This is a genomic window from Georgenia alba, from assembly GCF_042665525.1.
Classification (GTDB): Bacteria; Actinomycetota; Actinomycetes; order Actinomycetales; family Actinomycetaceae; genus Allobogoriella; species Allobogoriella alba.
Window position 1 is genome coordinate 769,228 of the sequence record NZ_JBHTCQ010000002.1, and the last position, 16,202, is coordinate 785,429.

Sequence of the window (16,202 nt, forward strand, 5' to 3'; positions counted from 1 at the left end):
GCCACGCGGGTACAGTCGAGGACGGTCGCGGCGAGCGACCGCACCGACCGAACCGAGTGAGGAGACCCGACGGGGATGAGCTGGTTCTCGCGCCGACGGCGCAAGGACGACGCCGACGAGGACGCCTCGACGACCGAGGCGACCGCACCTCCGGCCGGTCCGGGCCCGCACGATGTCGCGGACGTCCCCGACCTGGGCTCGCGGGTCGACCTGGGAGCCCTGCGTGTCCCGGCGCGTCCCGGGATGCAGGTCCGGCTGGAGGTCGAGAAGCGGACCCGTAACGCCGTCGCGCTGACGGTGGCGGCCGCCGGGTCCGCCATGCAGCTCCAGGTCTTCGCGGCCCCTCGCAGCGCGGGCATCTGGGACGAGCTGCGCGAGGAGATCGCGGAGTCCGTCGCGAAGCAGGGCGGTACGACCGAGGAGGTGGCCGGCCGGTTCGGCACCGAGCTCCTCGCTCGTCTCCCGGTCAAGACCCCCGAGGGCGGCTCGGGACACCGGCCTGCGCGTTTCGTCGGCGTCGACGGGCCGCGGTGGTTCGTCCGTGCCGTTCTCACCGGCCGCGCTGCCGCCGAGGAGGCGGCCGCGGAGCCGCTGGAGGACGTGCTGTCCGACACGGTCGTGGTGCGGGGGCCGGAGGCGCACGCCCCGCGGGACATCCTGCTGCTGCGCGCGCCAGGCAAGGCCGGTCGCGAGGAGCAGGGGCAGGAGAACGACACGGACGACGGTCTGGAGCTGCTCCGGCGCGGACCGGAGATCACGGAGGTCCGGTGAGCCTGTCCGGTCTCAAGGACCGTCTGCACCGGCTGACCGCGTCACGGACGGAGCTGGCCGAGGAGGCCGAGCGGGCCGAGAACGCGGTGCCCGGCTGCGTGCGCGTCGCGGAGGTCACGGTGCGCCGCCCGGCTCGCGTGGCCGGCACGGTCACCGCTCTGACCTACCAGCCGAAGGGACGTAGCCCGTCCATGGCCGCGCGACTGTCCGACGGCACCGGCAGCATCGAGCTGATCTTCCTGGGGCGTCGAGATGTCCCGGGCATCGCCCCCGGCCGGCGTCTCGTCGCGGAGGGCACCGTCACCTCCTCCACCGGCGGCGGGACGGCCATCTTCAACCCGGCCTACCGGCTCCTGCCCGGGGCGGTGGACCGATGAGCGGGCCGGAGCAGGAGCGGCGCGAGCCGGACGAGCGGCCGGACGGGCCCGACCTCGAGGCCGTCCGAGGCGCCGCGCCCTCGGGGTTCGGCCAGCTGGCGCGCGACCGCTTCTCCCTCACGGAGGCCGTCGGCGGCGTGCGCGGGCTCGTCGAGTCGGTGGCGCCCGGGCTCGTCTTCGTCGTCGTGTTCATCGCGACCCGGGAGATCGTCCCGCCGCTGGTCGCGTCGCTCGCCGTCGCCGTCGTCGCCATGGTCGCCCGGCTCGTCACGCGCACGCCGCTGACCCAGGCCGTCGGCGGCCTGGTGGGGGTGGTGATCGGAGTCGTCTGGGCGTGGCGGACCGGCGAGGCCCAGGACTTCTTCGCCTTCGGGCTGTGGACCAACGCCGCCTACCTGCTGGCGGTGACCGTCTCGGTGCTCGTGCGCTACCCGGTGGTCGGCGTCGTGGTCTCCCTGCTCACCGGGCAGGACCTGTCCTGGCGCACCGACTCCGCCCAGCGTGCCCGGCGCCGGCGCTACGAGGCGGCGACCTGGCTCTGGGTCGGGATGTTCGCCGCGCGGCTGGCCGTCCAGGTCCCCCTCTTCCTCCAGGCGGAGGTGACATGGCTGGGCACCGCCCGGCTCGTCATGGGGCTTCCCCTGTGGGGCCTGACCCTGTGGCTGACGTGGGCTCTGGTGCGCCGGGTGCCAGCATCCGCTGCAGACCGCTGAGCTCGTCCTCGGCCGCCGCGGCCACCACGAGCAGCAGCTCGTCGCCCGCCTCGAGGGTGTCGTCCGGGCTGGGCGCGATCGGACGGTCCTCGCGGATGATCGCGGCGAGCACCGTCTCCGGCGGCCAGACCAGATCGCCGACCCGGGTACCGACGACGGGGGAGTCCTCCGGCAGTGTCAGCTCGTGCATGCTCGCGCCGGACTGGTGGAAGCGGAAGATCCGTACCAGGTCACCGATCGAGACGGCCTCCTCGACCAGGGCGGTCATGATCCGCGGGGTGGAGACCTGCACGTCCACGCCCCAGGCGTCGTCGAACATCCACTCGTTCTTCGGGTTGTTGACCCGGGCCACTGTGCGCGGCACGCCGAACTCGGTCTTCGCCAGGAGCGACACCACGAGGTTCACCTTGTCGTCGCCCGTCGCGGCCACCACGACGTCACAGTCCTGGGTGCCCACCTCGGCGAGGGCGCTCGGCTCGCAGGCGTCGGCGAGCAGCCACTCGGCCTCGGCCACGGACGCCACCCGCATGGCCGCCGGGTTGCGGTCCACGAGGGTGACCTCGTGACCATGCACGAGCAGCTCGCGGGCGATCGACCGCCCCACCGAGCCGGCACCTGCGATGACGACGCGCATCAGTCCTCCTCCTCGGGACGTGGCGGCTGGGCGAGCACCCGTTGCGCGGCGGCCACCCGGTCGGTCTCGACGGCGACGTGGACGACGTCGTTCTCCTGGAGCACCGCGCGCGCTCCGGGCACCATGCCTTTGCCGAGCCGGGTCAGGTAGGCGACGCGCGTGCCCGTGCGCTCCTCGATGAGCTCGATCTCGGTGCCGACCCAGTCCGCGTGCGGCTCGAGCGCCACCACGGAGACCGCGGAGGACGGGTCCTGGTACTCGCTCGCAGCGGTCGTCGGGATGATGCGGCGCAGCACCTGGTCGGCGGTCCAGCGGACGGTCGCGACGGTGGGGATGCCGAGGCGGGAGTACACCTCTGCGCGTCGCGGGTCGTAGATGCGCGCGACGACCTTCCCGACCCCGAAGACCTCCCGCGCCACCCGGGCGGCGATGATGTTGGAGTTGTCCCCGGAGGAGACCGCCGCGAACGCGTGCGCCTCCTCGATGCCGGCCTGGGTGAGCGCGTCGCGGTCGAACCCCAGCCCGGTCACGCGCCGACCGCCGAACTCCGACGGCAGCCGGCGGAACGCGTCGGGGTTCTGGTCCACGACGGAGACCGAGTGGCCACTGTCCTCGAGCTGGCCCGCCAGTGTCGCGCCGACGCGGCCGCAACCCATGATCACGAAGTGCACGTTCGCGACGCTACTCCGTCCGCGTGCGACCCGAGGACCACGACCCTCCTACGATGGTGCCTCGTGCCAGGTATCGCAGAGGCGTTCAAGCGGGTCCTGGTCGGCCGACCGATGCGGACCGACCGGCTCGCGACCGCGACGCTCCCGAAACGTCTGGCGCTGCCGGTGTTCAGCTCGGACGCCTGGTCGTCCGTGGCCTACGCGCCGGACGAGATCCTGCTGACCCTCTCGCTCGCCGGCCTGGCGGCACTCACCGTCTCGCCGTGGGTGGGGCTCGCCGTCGTCGTCGTGATGATGACGGTGGTGGCCTCCTACCGGCAGACCGTGCGGGCGTACCCGTCCGGCGGCGGCGACTACGAGGTGGTCTCCACCAACCTGGGACCACGGGCCGGCGTCACCGTGGCCAGCGCGCTGCTGGTCGACTACGCCCTCACCGTTGCGGTGTCCATCTCCTCGGCCGTGCAGTACCTCGCCGCCACCGTGCCGGCGACGGCGGAGCACACGACGGCGATCGCCGTCGGCACCGTCGTGGTGCTGGCCGTCATCAACCTGCGCGGGGTGCGTGAGTCCGGACGGACCATGGCGGTGCCGGGCTACCTCTTCATGGGGGCCATCGGCCTGCTGGCCTGCGTCGGCTTCGTCAAGGAGGCGACGGGCACCCTCGAGCCGGCGGTCTCCGCGTCCCTGGAGGTCGCGCCCGAGGCGGGCTTCGAGCAGGGGCTAGTGGGCGCGGCCGGCGCACTCCTGGTGCTGCGGGCCTTCTCCTCCGGCTCGGCAGCCCTGACCGGCGTCGAGGCGATCAACAACGGCGTGCCGGCCTTCAAGAAGCCCCGGGCGCGCAACGCGGCGGCGACGCTCCTGCTGCTCGGGCTCATCGGGTCCGCGATGCTCCTGTCGATGCTCCACCTGGCCCGCGCCACCGACGTGCGGTTCGTCCAGGACCCCGCCACCCAGCTGCTCCGCGACGGCGAACCCGTCGGCGCCACCTATCGGCAGGACCCGGTCGTCGGGCAGGTCGCGGCGACCGTCTTCGACGGCGTCCCGGTGCTGTACGTGCTTGTCACGGTCGCCACCGGGATCGTCCTGGTCCTGGCGGCCAACACCGCCTTCAACGGCTTCCCGAGCCTCGGCTCGGTCCTCGCCCGGGACGGCTACCTGCCGCGCCAGCTGCACACGCGCGGCGACCGCCTCGCGTACTCCAACGGCATCATCGCCCTCGCCGTCGCGGCCGGGCTGCTCGTCTTCGCGTTCGACGCGCAGGTCACGTTCCTCATCCAGCTGTACATCGTCGGGGTCTTCACCTCCTTCACCCTCAGCCAGCTCGGCATGGTGCGGCACTGGACCGGGCTGCTGCGGGTGGAGAGCCGGCCGGAGAAGCGCGCCCGGATGCGCCGCTCCCGGGCCATCAACGGCTTCGGGTGCCTCCTGACGGGCCTGGTCCTCGTGGTCGTGCTCGTCACCAAGCTCACCCACGGTGCGTGGCTGACGGTCGTGCTGCTGGCGGTCCTGTACGCGGGCATGTTCGGGGTGCGCCGGCACTACGACCGGGTGGCGCAGCGCCTCGTGGTGCCGGACCTGGCGCGGGCCAAGGCGCTCCCGGCGCGGGTGCACGGGATCGTGCTGGTCTCCCGGCTCCACCAGCCCTCGATGCGGGCGATCGCGTACGCCCGCGCCACCCGACCGTCCACCCTCGAGGCCGTCACGGTCGACGTGGACTCCCAGGACACCGAGCGGCTGCGGCAGGCCTGGGACGAGGCAGAGCTCCCCGTCCCGCTGACGGTGCTGGCCTCGCCGTACCGGGAGGTGACGCGCCCGGTGGTGGACTACGTCCGCTCCGTGCGACGGGCCTCGCCCCGCGACCTCGTGGTCGTGTTCGTCCCGGAGTACGTGGTGAGCAGGTGGTGGGAGCAGCTGCTGCACAACCAGAGCGCGCTGCGACTCAAGGGCCGGCTGCTGTTCACCCCGGGCGTCGTCATGGCGTCGGTGCCGTGGCAGCTGGACCAGGTGGACGAGCTCGACAAACCGGCGGACCCGCTGTGACCGGCGAGGACGCAGTGCTCGACGTCGGGCCGCCCGCGCACGGCGGGCACTGCGTCGCGCGGCTCGAGGGTCGGGTGGTCTTCGTCCGTCACGCCCTGCCCGGGGAGCGCGTGCGGGTGCGGGTCACCGACCGGCGGTCGCGCTTCTGGCGCGCGGACGCCGTCGAGGTGCTGCAGGCCTCGCCGGACCGTGTGCCGTCCGTGTGGCCCGAGGCCGGTCCCGGCGGCGTCGGGGGCGGCGAGCTCGCGCACGTGGCCCTGGACGCCCAGCGGGCCTGGAAGCGGCAGGTGGTGGCCGACACGCTCCGCCGCATCGGCGGGCCGGACGTCGCGGAGCAGGTCGCGGATCTGGCGGGACAGGGGCAGGACGTGCCCCCGGTGGAGGCGGTAGGTGCGGACGCGCAGACGGACGGCCTGCGCACCCGGACCCGCATCGAGCTCACCGTCGACGCCGACGGTCGGGCGGGCATGCACCGCCACCGCAGCCACGAGGTGGTCGCGCTCGAGGAGATGCCGCTGGCCCACGAGGACATCGCCGCGCTCGACCTGCTCGGCGACGGGTCCGCCTGGCGCCGCACGTGGCGCCCGGGTGCCAGGGTGGAGGCGATCGCCCCCTCGGCCGGGCCGCCGCTGGTGCTCCTCGACGGCGAGCCGGCCACCCGCGGCCGCCGCCGGAGCACCGGTCCGCCGCGGCGCACCGTCCGCGAGGTCGTGCCCACCGCGGTGGGCGAGCTGAGCTACCGGGTCTCGGGCAGCGGCTTCTGGCAGGTGCACCGGGCGGGCCCGGCGACGCTCGTCGGTGCGGTCCTCGACGGCGCGGGCACCGGGCTCGAGGGTGCGCGCGTCCTCGAGCTGTACTCGGGGGCCGGTCTCCTCACCCTCCCGCTCGCCATGGCCGTGGGGGACTCCGGTGCGGTGGCGAGCCTCGAGGGCTCGGACCGCGCCGTGCGCGACGCCCGCCGCAACCTGCACCAGTACCCCAACGCCCTTCTCGGTGCGGCGCACGTGACGGGCGACTCGGTGCGCGAGGCGGCCGGCACGGGCGACCTCGCCTCCGGCGTCGACCTCGTGGTGCTCGACCCGCCCCGCGCCGGGGCCGGCCGTGAGGTGATGGAGGCCGTCACGGCGCTGCGGCCGGCGCGCGTGGTGCTGGTCGCGTGCGACCCGGCGGCGCTCGCCCGCGACCTGGCGGCGGCGCGCGCCGGAGGGTACGTCGTGGCGAGCCTGCGCGGGCTCGACCTCTTCCCGCACACGCACCACGTCGAGGTCGTCGCGACCCTCACGCGGTGACGCGCGGGTCCGGCGCGCCGAGGTGGACACGGCATCCTGCCGCGAAGTATCTTGATGTCGAGATAAATCCGACGGACGGCGGTGGCCGAACCTGCTGGCCGTGGACGGGCGTGGGACGATGTCCCGGAGCGCACGGCTGCGCGGAGCATGACCGGCCGGTGTGCAGTCAGCATGAGCCGAGGAGTGCATGTGAGCATCGACAGCTTCAAGTCCAAGGGGACACTTCAGGTCGGCGGTACCCCGTACGAGATCTTCCGGCTGAACGCCGTCGAGGGCCTGGGGCGCCTGCCGTACAGCCTGAAGATCCTCGCGGAGAACCTGCTGCGGACCGAGGACGGCAAGAACGTCACCGCCGACCACGTCCGCGCGCTCGCCGAGTGGGAGGCCGACGCCGAGCCCAGCACGGAGATCCAGTTCACCCCGGCCCGCGTGGTGATGCAGGACTTCACCGGCGTGCCCTGCGTCGTGGACCTCGCCACCATGCGTGAGGCCGTCGCGGAGCTCGGCGGCGACGCGAAGAAGGTCAACCCGCTCGCCCCCGCCGAGCTCGTCATCGACCACTCCGTCGTCATCGACGTGTTCGGTCGCGCGGACGCCTTCGAGCGGAACGTCGAGATCGAGTACGGCCGCAACAAGGAGCGCTACCAGTTCCTGCGCTGGGGCCAGACGGCGTTCGACGACTTCAAGGTCGTCCCGCCCGGCACCGGCATCGTGCACCAGGTCAACATCGAGTACCTCGCCCGCGGCGTCATGACCAGGGAGACGGGTGAGGACGGCGTGGTGCGGGCCTACCCGGACACCTGCGTCGGCACCGACTCGCACACCACGATGGTCAACGGGCTCGGCGTCCTCGGCTGGGGCGTCGGCGGCATCGAGGCCGAGGCCGCGATGCTCGGCCAGCCGGTCTCGATGCTCATCCCGCGGGTCGTCGGCTTCAAGCTCTCCGGCTCGATCCCGTCCGGCGCCACGGCGACCGACGTCGTGCTGACCATCACCGAGATGCTGCGCAAGCATGGCGTCGTCGGCAAGTTCGTCGAGTTCTACGGCGACGGCGTGGCCGAGGTGCCCCTCGCGAACCGGGCGACGATCGGCAACATGAGCCCGGAGTTCGGCTCGACCGCCGCGATCTTCCCGATCGACCAGGTCACCATCGACTACCTGCGCCTCACCGGCCGGCCCGCCGAGCAGGTCGAGCTCGTCGAGACCTACGCCAAGGAGCAGGGCCTCTGGCACGACCCGTCCGCGCCGGGCTACGAGGAGCCTGTCTTCTCCGAGTACCTCGAGCTGGACCTGTCCACGGTCGTGCCCTCCATCGCCGGACCGAAGCGGCCGCAGGACCGCATCGCGCTCTCCGACGCCAAGCCGGCCTTCGCGGACGTGCTCCCGAACTACCTGGCCGACGGCGAGAGCATCCACGAGACCAGCCTCGACGAGGCCGTCGAAGAGACGTTCCCGGCCTCCGACCCGGTCGCGACGGGTGCCACCAACGGCGACCACGACGGCACCGCCCCGGCCGCCGTCGAGCACGCGACGCGCCGCGCGCACAAGCGGGTGCCCGTGGAGCTCGAGGACGGCCGGGAGACGGAGCTGGACCACGGCGCGGTCGTCATCTCCTCGATCACCTCGTGCACGAACACCTCGAACCCCTCCGTCATGCTCGCCGCGGGCCTGCTGGCGAAGAACGCGGTCGAGAAGGGCCTCGAGGTCAAGCCGTGGGTGAAGACCTCGATGGCGCCGGGCTCGAAGGTGGTGACGAACTACTACGAGAAGGCGGGCCTGTGGCCCTACCTCGAGAAGCTCGGCTACCACCTCGTCGGCTACGGCTGCACCACGTGCATCGGCAACTCGGGCCCGCTGCCGGAGGAGATCTCCCAGGCGGTCAACGACAACGACCTCGCCGTCGCCTCGGTGCTCTCCGGCAACCGGAACTTCGAGGGCCGCATCAACCCGGACGTGAAGATGAACTACCTCGCGTCCCCGCCGCTGGTCATCGCCTACGGCCTGGCCGGCACCATGGACTTCGACTTCGAGTCCGAGCCGCTGGGCACGGGATCGGACGGTCAGCCGGTGTTCCTCAAGGACATCTGGCCGACGCCCGCCGAGGTCGACGCCACGATCGCGAACTCGATCGACAGCGGGATGTTCACCAAGGACTACTCCGACGTCTTCGCCGGTGACGACCGCTGGCGCTCACTGGAGACCCCGGAGGGTGAGACCTTCGAGTGGCAGGAGGACTCGACCTACGTGCGCAAGCCCCCGTACTTCGAGGGCATGCAGGCCGAGCCCACTCCCGTCGAGGACGTCGCCGGCGCCCGGGTGCTCGCCAAGCTGGGCGACTCGGTGACCACCGACCACATCTCGCCGGCCGGCTCCATCAAGCCGGACAGCCCGGCGGGCCGGTACCTCGCCGAGCACGGCGTCGAGCGCCGCGACTTCAACTCCTACGGCTCTCGCCGCGGGAACCACGAGGTCATGATCCGCGGCACGTTCGCGAACATCCGGCTGCGGAACCTCCTGCTGGACGGCGTCGAGGGCGGGTTCACCAAGAACCTCCTCACCGGTGAGCAGGAGTCGATCTTCGACGCCGCCATGGCCTACCAGGAGGCCGGCATCCCGCTCGTGGTGCTCGGTGGCAAGGAGTACGGCTCCGGCTCCTCGCGCGACTGGGCGGCCAAGGGCACCGCGCTGCTCGGCGTCAAGGCGGTCATCACCGAGAGCTTCGAGCGCATCCACCGCTCGAACCTCATCGGCATGGGCGTCCTGCCGCTGCAGTTCCCGGCGGGGGAGTCCGCCGACTCGCTCGGCCTGGACGGCACGGAGACCTTCGACATCTCCGGCGTGACGGCACTCAACGAGGGCACCACGCCGAAGACCGTGAAGGTCACCGCCACGAAGGAGGACGGCACCTCGGTGGAGTTCGACGCCGTCGTGCGCATCGACACCCCTGGCGAGGCCGACTACTTCCGCAACGGCGGCATCCTGCAGTACGTGCTGCGCTCCCTGGCGAAGGCCTGACGGACCGCCCGCGACACGCGGGCACGTGACGGGGCCGGTCCTGCCTCCCTACAGTCGAGGTATGGACCGGCCCCGTCGCCGTACCGTCGCCACGCTCGTCGCGGCAGGCGTCCTCGCGTCCTCCTGCGCACCGGCGCAGGGCGAGGACCTGCGCTCCGACGCCGAGCATCGGCCGGTCCCGGTGGGGGACGCCGCCGCGCTGCCGGATGCGGTCGACGCGACGAGCCGTCTGGGAACGGCGCTCCTCGCCTCCGGTGACGCGAGCGCCAACGTGGTGCTCTCACCCGCGTCGATCGCCGTCGCGCTCGCCATGCTCGCCGAGGGCGCGGGCGGCGAGACCGCTGCCGCCCTCGACGACGCGCTCGGCGCCTCCGGGCAGGCCCGCTCCGACGCGTACAACGCCCTCCAGGCGGCGGTCGGCGAGCACGACGGCGACCCCGCCGTCGTGCAGGAGGACGAGCTGCCCGAGCGGCCGGTGCTGCACCTCGCGAACGGGATCGTCATCGACGAGGGCCGCGAGGTTGAGCAGGACTACCTGGACGCCATCGCCCGCTCCTTCGACGCCGGCATGCAGCGGGCGGAGCTGTCGGACGGCTCCGGCAAGGCCGTCCTCGACGAGTGGGTGAACGAGCACACCGGCGGACTGGTGCCACAGTCCGCGGTCGAGCCCTCCGAGGACCACGTCCTGGTGCTGCAGAACGCCGTGACGCTCGCCGCGCGGTGGGCCAGCACCTTCGCCCCGGATGACACCCGTGACGAGCCATTCACCACCGGCACGGGCGAGCAGGTCGACGTCCCCACGATGCACCAGACGCTGGATGCCGCGTACACGGAGGCCGGGGACCTGCAGGCGGTCCGTCTGCCCTACACCGAGGGCTTCGCGATGGACGTGGTCCTGCCCCCGCGCGGCACGGCTCCGGCGGAGGTCGGCGCGCAGGAGTGGTCCGCGCTCGACGCGGAGCTGAGCGCCGGGACGGGGACGCAGGTGGAGCTCAGCCTCCCGCGGGTCGACGTCCGCTCCGGAACCGACCTGACCGAGCCACTGGCCGCGAACGGGCTGGCATCGCTGTTCGAGGGGGCGGAGCTCAGCGGCATCGCCGAGGAGCTCGCGCTCAGTCAGGTCGCGCACCAGGCGACACTCGCCGTCGACGAGGACGGCACCGTCGCGGCGGCGGTGACCGAGGCCGTCGGGGTGACCTCCGCACCGGCTCCGACGGAGTCCGTCGAGATGGTGGTGGACCGGCCGTTCGCGCTGCGGATCGTCCACCTCGACACCGGCTGGCCGCTGTTCCTCGGCGCGATCAACGACCCGCGCAGCTGAGGAGTGACGACCACCGCACCGCTGCGGGTCGTGATCGGGCGCTGACGGGGGCCCGGGCGCGTATCGTGGGCACTCGCCGAAGGAACCGACGAGGAGCACATGTCCTACCTGGAGCGCGTCCGCCGACCCGCCGACCTGCGCCGCCTGCGCGGGCCGGAGCTCGAGGTCCTCGCCAAGGAGATCCGCGAGTTCCTCGTCACGTCCGTCTCCCGCACCGGCGGGCACCTCGGGCCCAACCTCGGCGTCGTCGAGCTCACCATCGCGCTGCACCGCGTCTTCGAGTCCCCAGCCGACCACATCGTCTTCGACACCGGGCACCAGGCATACGTCCACAAGCTGCTGACCGGCCGTCAGGACTTCTCCGCCCTGCGCCGGAGGGGCGGGATGTCCGGTTACCCCTCCCGCGCCGAGTCCGACCACGACGTCGTCGAGAACTCGCACGCGTCCACGGCGTTGAGCTGGGCCGACGGCATCGCCCGGGCCAACAAGCTGCGCGGCCTGGACCGCTCCGTGGTCGCCGTCGTCGGTGACGGGGCGCTCACCGGAGGGATGGCCTGGGAGGCCATCAACAACATCGCCGACGGCCAGGACCGGTCCCTCGTCATCGTCGTCAACGACAACGGCCGCTCCTACGCGCCGACCATCGGCGGCCTGGCCCGGCACCTCGACGCGCTCCGCACGCTGCGCAGCTACGAGAAGGTGCTCGACTGGGGCAAGCGGACCCTCCAGCGCTCCGGGCCGCCCGGTCGCCTCGCCTTCGAGGCGCTGCACGGGATGAAGAAGGGCATCAAGGACGTCGTCGCGCCGCAGGGCCTCTTCGAGGACCTCGGCATCAAGTACGTCGGCCCGGTCGACGGGCACGACCTGGAGTCCCTGGAGACGGCCCTCGCCCGAGCCAAGGGCTTCGGCGGGCCGGTGATCGTGCACGCCATCACCGAGAAGGGCCGCGGCTACACGCCCGCCGAGGAGGACATCGTCGACCGCTTCCACAGCGTCGGCGCGATCCACCCGGAGACGGGCCTGCCGGTCGCGCCGTCGCGGTTCGGCTGGACCGCCGTCTTCGCCGAGGAGATCGTGGAGATCGGACGACGGCGCAGCGACGTCGTCGCGATGACGGCCGCGATGCTCGCTCCCGTGGGGCTCGCGCCCTTCGCCGAGGAGTTCCCGGACCGGGTCGTGGACGTCGGGATCGCGGAGCAGCACGCGGCGACGTCCGCCGCGGGGATGGCCTTCGCGGGACTGCACCCGGTGGTGGCGCTGTACGCGACCTTCCTCAACCGCGCCTTCGACCAGGTCCTCATGGATGTCGCGCTGCACCGTGCGGGCGTGACGTTCGTGCTGGACCGGGCGGGCCTGACCGGCGAGGACGGGCCGTCCCACAACGGCATGTGGGACCTCGCGCTGCTGCGCACGGTGCCCGGACTGCGTCTCGCGGCACCGCGCGACGAGCAGACCCTGCGGAGCGAGCTGAACGAGGCCGTCGCTGTCGAGGACGCGCCCACGGTGCTGCGCTACCCGAAGGGCGCCCTGCCGGACTCGCTGCCGGCCCTCTCGCGCCAGGGCTCGGTCGACGTCCTGGCCCGGCACGGGGGGATACCGCGGGTGCTCGTGGTCGGCGTCGGCGTCATGGCGCACACGGCGGTCGAGGTCGGTGACGCCCTCGACGCGCAGGGCATCGGCTCGACCGTGGTCGACCCACGCTGGGTGCTGCCGGTCAGCAGTGACCTGGTGGACCTGGCCGGCCAGCACGACCTGGTCGTCACCGTCGAGGACGGGCTCGCCGCGAACGGGGTGGGCTCCGCGCTGCGGGACGCGCTCGCGCAGCGCAAGGACGTGCCCGACGTGCCGGTGCGGGCGCACGGCATCCCGCACGCGTTCCTCGACCACGCGAGCCGGAACGAGCTCGTCGAGGGCTTCGCGCTGCGCGGCCAGGACATCGCGCGGGAGACGGCGTCGGATGTCTCCGCGCTCGAGGAGAGCACGACCCGGCAGCGGACCGCGGAGCGTCCTTGACCTAGACGTCCGCGACGCCCGGTTCGTGGAACCGGCGGCCGGTGGCCCGCTCCGCGGCGCCCGTGCGGTCCAGGTACGGCGTGATGCCACCCAGGTGGATGGGCCAGCCCGCGCCCAGGATCATCGCCAGGTCCACGTCGCGCGGATCGGCCACGACGCCCTCGTCCAGGAGCGACCGGGTCTCCTCGGCCAGGGCGTCGCGGACGCGGTCCAGCAGCGCCTCGGGTCCGAGCGGTTGCGGTGCGGGCCGGGACCCGAAGAGCGCGCCGATGCTCTCGTCGACCGGGGAGGACGCCGTCGGCCGGCCCTCCGCGTGCACGAAGCTGCGGCCGCTGCGGACCACCTCGGCCAGGCCGGGGGAGTCGGGGTAGCGCTCGCCCAGGTTGGTCCGGAGCGTGACCAGCACGTGCTGCGCGACCGCCGCGCCCACCAGCTCGAGGAGCTGGAAGGGCCCCATCGGCAGGCCCATCGGCCGCAGCGCCGCGTCGGCGTCGGCCACCGACGTGCCCTCCTCGAGGGCGCCGAGCACCTCGCCGAGGAGCCGCAGCAGTAGCCGGTTGACCACGAAGCCGGGTGCGTCACCCACCGCGACGGCGGTCTTGCGGGCTTGCTGGGCGATCTCGAACGCCGTCGCGTACGTCGCGTCGTCCGTCTCCTGTGCCCGGACCACCTCGACCAGGGGCATCACGGCGACCGGGTTGAAGAAGTGCAGGCCGACGACGCGCTCCGGGTACGTGAGGCCCTCGGCCATCGCGGTGACCGAGAGCGAGGAGGTGTTCGTGGCCAGGATCGTGGTGGGCGCGACCACGGCCTCGAGCTCGGCGAACACCGCGCGCTTGACGTCCAGCTCCTCGAAGACGGCCTCGACGACGAGGTCGGCGCCGGCGAGATCGTCGAGGTCGGTGGTGACCCGCAGCAGCAGGCGGATGGACTCGGCGTCCTCGTGGCGGAGGTGACCGCGCGCGACGGCTCGGTCGATCTCGCTCATCACGTTCGCCAGGCCACGCTCCGCCCGTTCGGTGTCGAGATCGCGCATCGTCACCGGGACCCGCAGCGCCCGGGCGAGGAGCAGCGCGAGCTGGCCGGCCATCAGCCCGGCGCCCGCGATCCCGACCGCCGTGACCGGGCGGGGCTCGACGTCCTCCGGACGTCCCGCGGGCCGTCTCGCGCGGCGGGTGAGCAGGTCGAACGCGTACAGGCCCGCCCGGAGCTGGTCCGTCATGACGAGGTCGGCCAGGGCCTCGTCCTCCACCACGAACGCCTCGTCCCGGGACAGGGACCGCGCCGCCTCGACGGTGGCGAGGGCGCGTGCGAGGGCAGGAGCGTCGCCGGCCGCACGCGCGGCGACGAGCGCGCGACGGGCGTCGAGCGCCTGCGTCCAGGCAGCGTCGTCGGCGCGCTCGGGCCGCACCACGCGCGTGGTGCCGTCCCCGACGCCGCGAAGCCACGCCAGCGCAGGTCCCAGCGGACCCGCAGGGTCCCCCGGGTCGGCCGCCGTGAGCACGGCGTCGACGAGGCCGATGTCGAGCGCCTGGTGCGGGCCGAGGGTGCGGTTGTTGCGGGCCGGGTTGTCGATGATGACGGTGAGCGCCGCCTCGGGCCCGACCAGCCGCGGCAGGGTGGTGCAGCCACCCCAGCCCGGGAGCAGCCCGAGGTACGTCTCGGGCAGGCCGATCGCGCGGACGGTCGGCGCCGCCACCCGGTAGTCGCAGGCGAGGGCCAGCTCGAGGCCGCCACCGAGGACGGTGCCGTTGAGGTACGCCAGCGTCGGCACCGGCAGGTCGGCGAGCGCGGCGACCACGCGGTGCCCGGCGCGGGCGAGCTGAAGCACCTGGTCGCGGTCGGCGACCGTGCGGACGAGGTGGAGATCCGCCCCGGCGAGGAACGTCCGGCCCGATCCGGTGAGCACCACGGCATCGATCTCGCCGGCCGCCGCGCGCCGCGTGGTCTCGCCGAGCACGCGCTCGACGTCGGCAAGGCCGAGGGGACCCAGGGTGGCAGGGCGGTCCGACCCGTCCTCGGGCGCGAGCGTGAGCACGGTGACCGTTCCGACCCCGGGGACCTCGACGTCGTCGGGAGTGAGGACGGTGGCCCGCTCGGTGTAGCCGGACGGTGTCATGCGAGGGCCTCCGTGAGGGGGTCGGTCACGAGCTCCACCTGCCAGCGGCGGGCGCCGAGCGCGGTCAGCCGGTCGCCGAGCTTGCGGGCGGACGGGTGATCCCCGATCTCCCAGGCGAGCCGGCGCTGGGTGGCGGGGGAGAGCAGGTTCTCCTGGGGCAGCCGAAGCTCCTCGGCGAGGGCGCGCACGGTGGTGCGGACGCGGTCCAGACGTGTGGCGGCGCCGGGGTTCTTGTCCGGCCAGGAGCGCGGGGCGGGCAGGGTGCCGGGCTGCTGCGGTGCGCGCCGGGTGGGCAGGCGCTTCTCCGGGAGCTCCATCGCGCGGGCGACGGCGCCGTACCAGTAGTCCCGACGGACCCGCTTGCCGGAGAACTCCTTCAGGCGGCCCAGCTCACCGACGCTGGCAGGCTTGGCGACCGCGGCGGCGACGATCGCGGCCGCGGGCAGCACGCGGCCGGGTGCCCGGTCGAGCCGCTCCGCGAGCTCCTCCCGCGCCTCCCACAAGGATCGGGCGACGGCGAGGCCGCGAACGTCCTTGACGGCCTGCAGGCCCGAGGTGCGACGCCATGGCTCCGGTCGCGGCTCGGGCGGGGGCGCGGTCCGGACGTGCTCGAACTCCTCCAGCGCCCAGGAGAGCTTTCCGGCCTCCTCGAGGTCGCGAGTCAGGACGTCGCGCAGCTCGAGCAGTAGCTCGACGTCGAGCGCGGCGTAACGCAGCCACGACTCCGGCAGCGGGCGGGTCGACCAGTCGGCGGCGGAGTGCTCCTTGGCGAGCGCGAGCCCGAGGCAGTCGGCGACGACGGAGGCGAGGCCGACGCGGGTGCGACCCAGCAGACGCGAGGCAAGCTCGGTGTCGAACAGCCTGGCGGGCCGGAGCTCCAGCTCTCGCAGGCAGGGGAGGTCCTGGTCGGCGGCGTGCAGGACCCACTCGGCGTCGTTGGCGACGGGAACCAGGGCGGCCAGGTCCGGCAGGGCCAAGGGGTCCAGGAGCACCGTTCCCGCGTCCTGACGGCGCAGCTGCACGAGATAGGCCCGCTGGCCGTAGCGGAAGCCGGACGCCCGCTCGGCGTCGACGGCGAGCGGTCCTCGGGCGCGCCCGAGCCGCGCGACGGCGTCGCGCAGCGCAGCCTCGGAGTCGGTCACCGGCGGCACGCCGTCGGCCGGCTCGGTCAGCGGGACAGGCTCGTCGGCGATCTCTGCCGACGTCGCAGATCCCCCCTTGGTTGTCGATTGCACGAGG

The 16,202-nt window shown here is 73.3% G+C and carries 12 protein-coding genes; 8 read left to right on the forward strand and 4 right to left on the reverse strand.

Annotated features, from left to right (window positions below; translation table 11 throughout):
• The first annotated feature begins 75 nt into the window (after nt 1-75).
• From ACFQQL_RS13380 to ACFQQL_RS13390, 3 genes are read left to right on the forward strand one after another with little or no spacing between them, the layout of a single operon-like run.
• Entirely contained in the window at nt 76-771 is a 696-nt protein-coding gene (locus tag ACFQQL_RS13380) for a DUF3710 domain-containing protein (protein WP_382395157.1), read from the forward strand.
• Complete coding sequence (locus tag ACFQQL_RS13385; protein WP_382395159.1) at nt 768-1,148, forward strand: OB-fold nucleic acid binding domain-containing protein; 381 nt, start codon at nt 768-770, stop codon at nt 1,146-1,148. The genes ACFQQL_RS13380 and ACFQQL_RS13385 overlap by 4 nt, the downstream gene beginning before the upstream one ends.
• Nucleotides 1,145-1,861, forward strand: a complete 717-nt coding sequence (locus tag ACFQQL_RS13390; protein WP_382395161.1) for a DUF3159 domain-containing protein — start codon at nt 1,145-1,147, stop codon at nt 1,859-1,861. Before ACFQQL_RS13385 ends, ACFQQL_RS13390 begins: the two co-directional genes overlap by 4 nt.
• On the opposite strand, the gene ACFQQL_RS13395 is transcribed toward ACFQQL_RS13390, so the two are convergent.
• Complete coding sequence (locus tag ACFQQL_RS13395; RefSeq protein WP_382395163.1) at nt 1,776-2,495, reverse strand: potassium channel family protein; 720 nt, start codon at nt 2,493-2,495, stop codon at nt 1,776-1,778. The genes ACFQQL_RS13390 and ACFQQL_RS13395 overlap by 86 nt on opposite strands.
• Nucleotides 2,495-3,166, reverse strand: a complete 672-nt coding sequence (locus tag ACFQQL_RS13400) for a potassium channel family protein (protein WP_465254045.1) — start codon at nt 3,164-3,166, stop codon at nt 2,495-2,497. The genes ACFQQL_RS13395 and ACFQQL_RS13400 overlap by 1 nt, the downstream gene beginning before the upstream one ends.
• Nucleotides 3,167-3,229: 63 nt before the next feature.
• Here ACFQQL_RS13400 and ACFQQL_RS13405 point away from each other — a divergent pair, with 63 nt between their 5' ends.
• The 5 genes from ACFQQL_RS13405 (at nt 3,230) to dxs (ending at nt 12,844) form a co-directional block, all read left to right on the forward strand.
• A complete protein-coding gene (locus ACFQQL_RS13405) occupies nt 3,230-5,206 on the forward strand; it encodes an APC family permease (protein ID WP_382395165.1) in 1,977 nt (658 codons plus the stop codon).
• Entirely contained in the window at nt 5,203-6,495 is a 1,293-nt protein-coding gene (locus ACFQQL_RS13410) for a class I SAM-dependent RNA methyltransferase (protein ID WP_382395167.1), read from the forward strand. Before ACFQQL_RS13405 ends, ACFQQL_RS13410 begins: the two co-directional genes overlap by 4 nt.
• A gap of 189 nt (nt 6,496-6,684) precedes the next feature.
• Nucleotides 6,685-9,510 (forward strand): aconitate hydratase AcnA, encoded by a 2,826-nt coding sequence (gene acnA / locus ACFQQL_RS13415; protein WP_382395169.1) that lies wholly within the window; start codon nt 6,685-6,687, stop codon nt 9,508-9,510.
• A gap of 61 nt (nt 9,511-9,571) precedes the next feature.
• A complete protein-coding gene (locus ACFQQL_RS13420; RefSeq protein ID WP_382395171.1) occupies nt 9,572-10,831 on the forward strand; it encodes a serpin family protein in 1,260 nt (419 codons plus the stop codon).
• A gap of 99 nt (nt 10,832-10,930) precedes the next feature.
• On the forward strand, nt 10,931-12,844 hold the full coding sequence (gene dxs, locus ACFQQL_RS13425; protein WP_382395173.1) for a 1-deoxy-D-xylulose-5-phosphate synthase: 1,914 nt from the start codon (nt 10,931-10,933) through the stop codon (nt 12,842-12,844).
• Between the two features lies 1 nt (nt 12,845).
• Here the strand turns inward: dxs and ACFQQL_RS13430 are convergent, their stop codons facing one another.
• Nucleotides 12,846-14,963: a 3-hydroxyacyl-CoA dehydrogenase NAD-binding domain-containing protein gene (locus ACFQQL_RS13430; protein WP_382395175.1), complete on the reverse strand. Its 2,118-nt coding sequence runs from the start codon at nt 14,961-14,963 to the stop codon at nt 12,846-12,848.
• Nucleotides 14,960-16,198, reverse strand: coding sequence for an HRDC domain-containing protein (locus ACFQQL_RS13435; RefSeq protein WP_382395177.1), 1,239 nt, complete (start codon nt 16,196-16,198; stop codon nt 14,960-14,962). The genes ACFQQL_RS13430 and ACFQQL_RS13435 overlap by 4 nt, the downstream gene beginning before the upstream one ends.
• Nucleotides 16,199-16,202: the final 4 nt, after the last annotated feature.

Coding starts and splice junctions, on each gene's coding strand:
- ACFQQL_RS13380 (WP_382395157.1), top strand. CDS start 76: ATGAGCTGGTTCTCGCGCCGACGGCGCAAGGACGACGCCGACGAGGAC.
- ACFQQL_RS13390 (WP_382395161.1), top strand. CDS start 1,145: ATGAGCGGGCCGGAGCAGGAGCGGCGCGAGCCGGACGAGCGGCCGGAC.
- ACFQQL_RS13395 (WP_382395163.1), bottom strand. CDS start 2,495: ATGCGCGTCGTCATCGCAGGTGCCGGCTCGGTGGGGCGGTCGATCGCC.
- ACFQQL_RS13420 (WP_382395171.1), top strand. CDS start 9,572: ATGGACCGGCCCCGTCGCCGTACCGTCGCCACGCTCGTCGCGGCAGGC.
- dxs (WP_382395173.1), top strand. CDS start 10,931: ATGTCCTACCTGGAGCGCGTCCGCCGACCCGCCGACCTGCGCCGCCTG.
- ACFQQL_RS13430 (WP_382395175.1), bottom strand. CDS start 14,963: ATGACACCGTCCGGCTACACCGAGCGGGCCACCGTCCTCACTCCCGAC.